This window comes from Nocardiopsis endophytica, from assembly GCF_027706725.1.
GTDB classification, from domain to species: Bacteria; Actinomycetota; Actinomycetes; order Streptosporangiales; family Streptosporangiaceae; genus Nocardiopsis_A; species Nocardiopsis_A endophytica.
In genome coordinates, this window is record NZ_JAQFWQ010000194.1 from 1 (window position 1) to 4,797 (window position 4,797).

At 74.1% G+C, this 4,797-nt stretch carries 3 protein-coding genes; all 3 read right to left on the bottom strand.

The genetic code is table 11. The annotated features are described in order from the left end of the window. Positions 1-576, bottom strand: a 576-nt coding sequence (locus O4J56_RS31755; RefSeq protein ID WP_270690927.1) for an NUDIX domain-containing protein, incomplete at its 3' end; no start/stop codon positions are given. Further along, on the bottom strand, positions 576-2,222 hold the full coding sequence (locus O4J56_RS31760; RefSeq protein WP_270690929.1) for a CTP synthase: 1,647 nt from the start codon (positions 2,220-2,222) through the stop codon (positions 576-578). The genes O4J56_RS31755 and O4J56_RS31760, both read right to left, overlap by 1 nt. 508 nt (positions 2,223-2,730) lie before the next feature. Further along, a complete protein-coding gene (locus O4J56_RS31765; protein WP_270690930.1) occupies positions 2,731-3,726 on the bottom strand; it encodes a GNAT family N-acetyltransferase in 996 nt (331 codons plus the stop codon). Between the last annotated feature and the right edge of the window lie 1,071 nt (positions 3,727-4,797).

The following is a 4,797-nucleotide window of genomic DNA, read 5'->3' on the forward strand; positions in this document are numbered from 1 at the left end:
CGCCAGGACGCCGATCACCGTCGCACCGTTGCGCACCCGGCCCTCGGCCACGCCCCGCACCGCCTCCTCCAGCGGAACCCACTCGGGGTGCAGGTCGGCCTCCTCGTGCAGCCGGACGTAGCTCTGCTCCTCCTCGGGGACCGGGCGCACGCCCCGCCCCAGGAACACCTGGATGCGCTCGCTGGAGAACCCGGGCGAGGGGTAGAAGTCGGCCAGCTCGTACCAGCGCTCCGCGCGGTGCCCGGCCTCCTCCTCCAGCTCCCGCATGGCCGTGCGCACCGGGGGCTCGCCCTCCTCGTCGCGCACCCCCGCCGGCAGCTCCCACAGGCGCTCGCCCACCGCGTGCCGGTACTGGTGCACCATCAGCACCCTCCCGGCCTCGTCCAGGGCCAGCGCCACCGCCGCACCCGGGTGCACCAGGTACTCGCGGGACACCTCCTCGGGCCCGTCGGCGCCGGGCAGCACCAGCCGGTCCACGTGCACCTGCGTCTTGGCGCCCCGGAAGGGCACCTCGCGCGCCACGGTCTCGCGCCGCTCGGGCTCGTCGGCGAGCTTGCCGCCCCACGACACGGCCATCAGGCGCGGGCCTCGGCCGAGCGCTTCAGGGCGGCCGCCACCAGGCCGGAGAACAGCGGGTGCGGGCGGGTGGGCCGCGACCGCAGCTCCGGGTGGGCCTGGGTCGCCACGAAGAACGGGTGCTCCTCCTGCGGCAGCTCCGCGTACTCCACCAGGCGGCCGTCGGGCGACAGGCCCGAGAAGCGCAGCCCGGCCTCCTCCAGGCGGCCCCGGTAGGCGTTGTTGACCTCGAAGCGGTGCCGGTGGCGCTCGGACACCCGCGCCTTGCCGTACACCTCCCGCACCAGCGACCCCTCGGCCAGGTCGGCCGGGTACAGGCCCAGCCGCATGGTGCCGCCCATGTCGCGGTCGCCGGAGATCACGTCGGCCTGGTCGGCCATGGTGGCGATGACCGGCTCGGCCGCCTTGTCGTCGAACTCGGCGCTGTTGGCGCCCTCGATCCCGGCGACGGTGCGCGCGTACTCGATCACCATGCACTGCAGGCCCAGGCAGATGCCCAGCAGCGGGATGCGGTTCTCCCGGGCGTAGCGGATCGCGCCCAGCTTGCCCTCGATGCCGCGCACGCCGAAGCCGCCCGGCACCAGGACGCCGTCCACGCCCTCCAGCTCCCGGCGGGCCCCCTCCGGGGTCGCGCACTCGTCGCTGGCCACCCAGCGGATCCGCACCCGGGTGTCCTCGCCGAAGCCGCCCGCGCGCAGCGCCTCGGTCACCGACAGGTAGGCGTCGGGCAGGTCGATGTACTTGCCCACCAGGGCGATGGTGACCTCGTGCTCGGGGCGGTGCACCCGGCCCAGCAGGTCGTCCCACTCGCTCCAGTCCACGTCGCGGAAGGCCAGCCCCAGCCGGCGCACCACGTAGGCGTCCAGGCCCTCCCGGTGCACCACCTTGGGGATGTCGTAGATGGAGGGCGCGTCCGGGCAGGAGATCACGCCGCCCTCGTCCACGTCGCACATCAGGCTGATCTTGGACTTCATGGCGTCCGGGATCGGCCGGTCCGACCGGCACACCAGGCCGTCGGGCTGGATGCCGATGTTGCGCAGCGCCGCCACCGAGTGCTGGGTGGGCTTGGTCTTGAGCTCCCCGGACGGCGCCAGGTAGGGCACCAGCGACACGTGCAGGAAGAAGCAGTTGTCCCGCCCGATCTCGTGCCGGATCTGCCGCACGGCCTCCAGGAAGGGCAGCGACTCGATGTCGCCGACCGTGCCGCCGATCTCGGTGATGACCACGTCGACGCCGGCGGACTCCATCGCGTAGATGCGCGACTTGATCTCGTTGGTGATGTGCGGGATCACCTGGACGGTGTCGCCCAGGTAGGCGCCCTGCCGCTCCTTGGCGATCACGCTGGAGTAGATCTGGCCGGTGGTGACGTTCGCCGACCCCGACAGCTCGGTGTCGAGGAAGCGCTCGTAGTGGCCGATGTCGAGGTCGGTCTCGGCCCCGTCGTCGGTGACGAACACCTCTCCGTGCTGGAAGGGGTTCATCGTCCCGGGGTCGACGTTGAGGTAGGGGTCCAGCTTCTGCATGGTGACCCGCAGACCGCGCGACTTCAGCAGCCGGCCGAGGCTGGACGCGGTCAGGCCCTTGCCGAGGCTTGAGGCGACGCCGCCGGTGACGAAGAGGTGTTTGGTACTCGCGGCGGATGCCAAGTGTTGCTCCCGTGGTCGAATGGCTGCGGACCGCCCGATCGATGCGGACGGGCGGCCGTGCGGCGCCCTCTCGGTCCCGGCGGTTCCCCGCTTCCGGGCCTCGGACTCCACGGGCCACCAGGATAACAGGCCCGGGCCCGCCCGACGGCACGCGCGCGGCCGGCGCCGCCGCGTCCGCGCCCGTCAAAGGGGGTGGAGCCGGGCCTCAGCGCCCGGGCCGCGGCACCTCCGCGCGGCCGCCGCCGCGCCGCCCCGGTTCGGCGACCGCCCGGATCCGCCCGCGCCCCAGGCACTCCGGGGCTGCCACCGCCCCGATCCCGGAGGCCGCGGAGAGGGCACGGCCGCGCGCGGCGAGGTCCTTGTCGACGGGGCGCCGAGCAGGCCCGGGGCGGCGGTGTCCACGATCACCCGGCCACGGCCACAGGGCGATCATCACGGCTCCGGCTCGGCCCTGGTCCCCTCGCCTCCGGACACCGGCGCCCGCGCCCACCGGGGGGCGGCACCCGCCTCAGCGCATCGCTATGGCCGGGCGGGCCTCCCAGGTGGTCCACAGGGGGCGGTAGCCCATCCGGGCCCAGAAGGGGGTCGACAGCGGGTTCATCAGCGAGTGGTCGAGCAGCACCGTCTCCGCGCCGCACGTGTCCAGCGCCTGGTGGGCCTGTTCCACCAGGGCGGTACCGATCCCCCGGCCGCGCTCGCCCTCGGTCACGATGCCGTAGCCGATGTGGGCCGCCGACGACGCCGACACCAGCGGCGCCGTCCACCGGGCGCGCTGCGGCGGGGTGACCCACACCAGGCCCACCATCCGGCCGCGCCTCTCGGCCACCCATATCCAGGACGGGCGCCGGTTCAGCGCCGCCGACAGCACGCTGCGGGTCTGCTCGGCGGTCTCCTGCTGCACGAAGACCCCGCCGAAGCGCTCCTCGAAGCGGTGCTGCTCCATCAGCAGGCCCACGGCCGGGGTCAGGTCCTGCCGGTCGGCCATCCGGATCGCCACGTCGCGCGGGGGCAGCGAGGGCGGCACCCCGCGCCCGCGCGGGCGCACCGACAGCACGCTGTAGGGCTGCAGGCCGTGGCGCTGCAGCGGCGCTATGCCGCACACGTCGCGGGCGGGCCAGGTGAGCAGCGCCGAGGACTCCGACCCGGTGCCGCCGGGCTGGGCCTCCAGCTGCTCCTTCCAGCTCGTCAGCAGCGAGTCCAGGGCCCGCTCGGGGTCGGGGCCGCCGACCACCGGGGTCAGCCAGTGCTGGTCGGGCATCCCCCAGGTGCGGCCCACCTCGCCCGGCTGGTACCAGGAGTAGCGCATGGTGCCCGCGGCGACGGTGCGGCCCGCCTCGTCGCTGACGGTCAGCAGGGTGTCCCCGGCGCGGCGCGGCCGCGGGGGCGCCGGCAGCAGCGGGTCGACCGCGGCCCAGCGCAGCGCCGCCGACTCGGCCAGCTCCTCGTAGCCGGTCCCGCGCCCGGGCAGGTCGCCGCGGCGCACGCGCGCGACATAGCCGCTCATCCTCCACCCTCCCTGACCGCTTCCGTGGTGCTCGCGGAGCGAGGCCGACCGGACGCGGTCCGTGAAAACCCACGGAACGTGCACCGGGTGGTGACGGACCGTCGCCCGCCGACCGCGACGAGTCTAGCGCCCGCCCAGGCGCATACCGGGCAGAACACCGAATTCCGTTATCCATCCGATTCGGTGCAATCCCTTTTCGGATATTTCCCGTCAGTCGCCACCGTACTCGACTCCACGGTGTCCGGATCCGGCGGGACCCACGCAACAGCGGGGATCGAGGGTAGCGGAGCGCCCCCCGACCGAGCGACGACGAGAGAGGCGGGCGCCCCTTAGGGCAGCGCTGTCGGGCGCGGCGCGTGGGCGTGGTCGCCATGGTTGGCGGCGACGGAGTGAGCGGGTCGGGTCCCCGGCCCTGCCTGCCGGGCGCGAGCCCCCTCGCGGTCCCGGTAGGCGGCTGAGCAGGCACCCCGCTCACGAACCCCAGCCGGGCGGCGGGCCGCCGGAGTGTGAGGTGGAGGGGCGGCGACGACGAAGGCCCGCGACCCATGCCGCAGCACTGTCGGGCGCGGCGCGTGTGCGTGGTCGCCGTGGTTGGCGGCGACGGAGTGAGCGGGTCGGTTCCCCGGCCCTGCTTGCCGGGCGCGAGGCCCCTCTCGGTCCGGATGGGCGGGGCAGCGGGCAGGGTTCGCGCTCTTCGTCGCCCAGGCCGCCCTCCGGGCCCACACGGCGAACCCCGACAGTGCTGTGACCTGGGCGAACACTCCGCGTTAAGGGCGAGGGAGGGCGGGAAGCGCGCTTGGCGACACCCACCAAGGCCCCGGGGTGACGAACACAGCGGTACCAGAACGGGATTCGGGAACAGGGTGCCCGGTTCATGCCCGTTTGCGCCGCCCCGATCCCCCCCGAGGTGGCCATGCGGCCGCCCAGCCGCTCCGGCCACGCACCCACGGGCCACGAGGGCCGATATCGGCTACACACGGTGACACCGACCCTGACAAACGGTCCGGGTGCGCTGTTTAGGGCCCTCCTGGAACCGAATCCCGTTCTGGTATCGCGATGACCGCACACCCG

Bases quoted from the DNA above. Each gene is read 5' to 3' on its own strand.
- O4J56_RS31765 (WP_270690930.1), bottom strand. From the start codon at position 3,726: ATGAGCGGCTATGTCGCGCGCGTGCGCCGCGGCGACCTGCCCGGGCGC.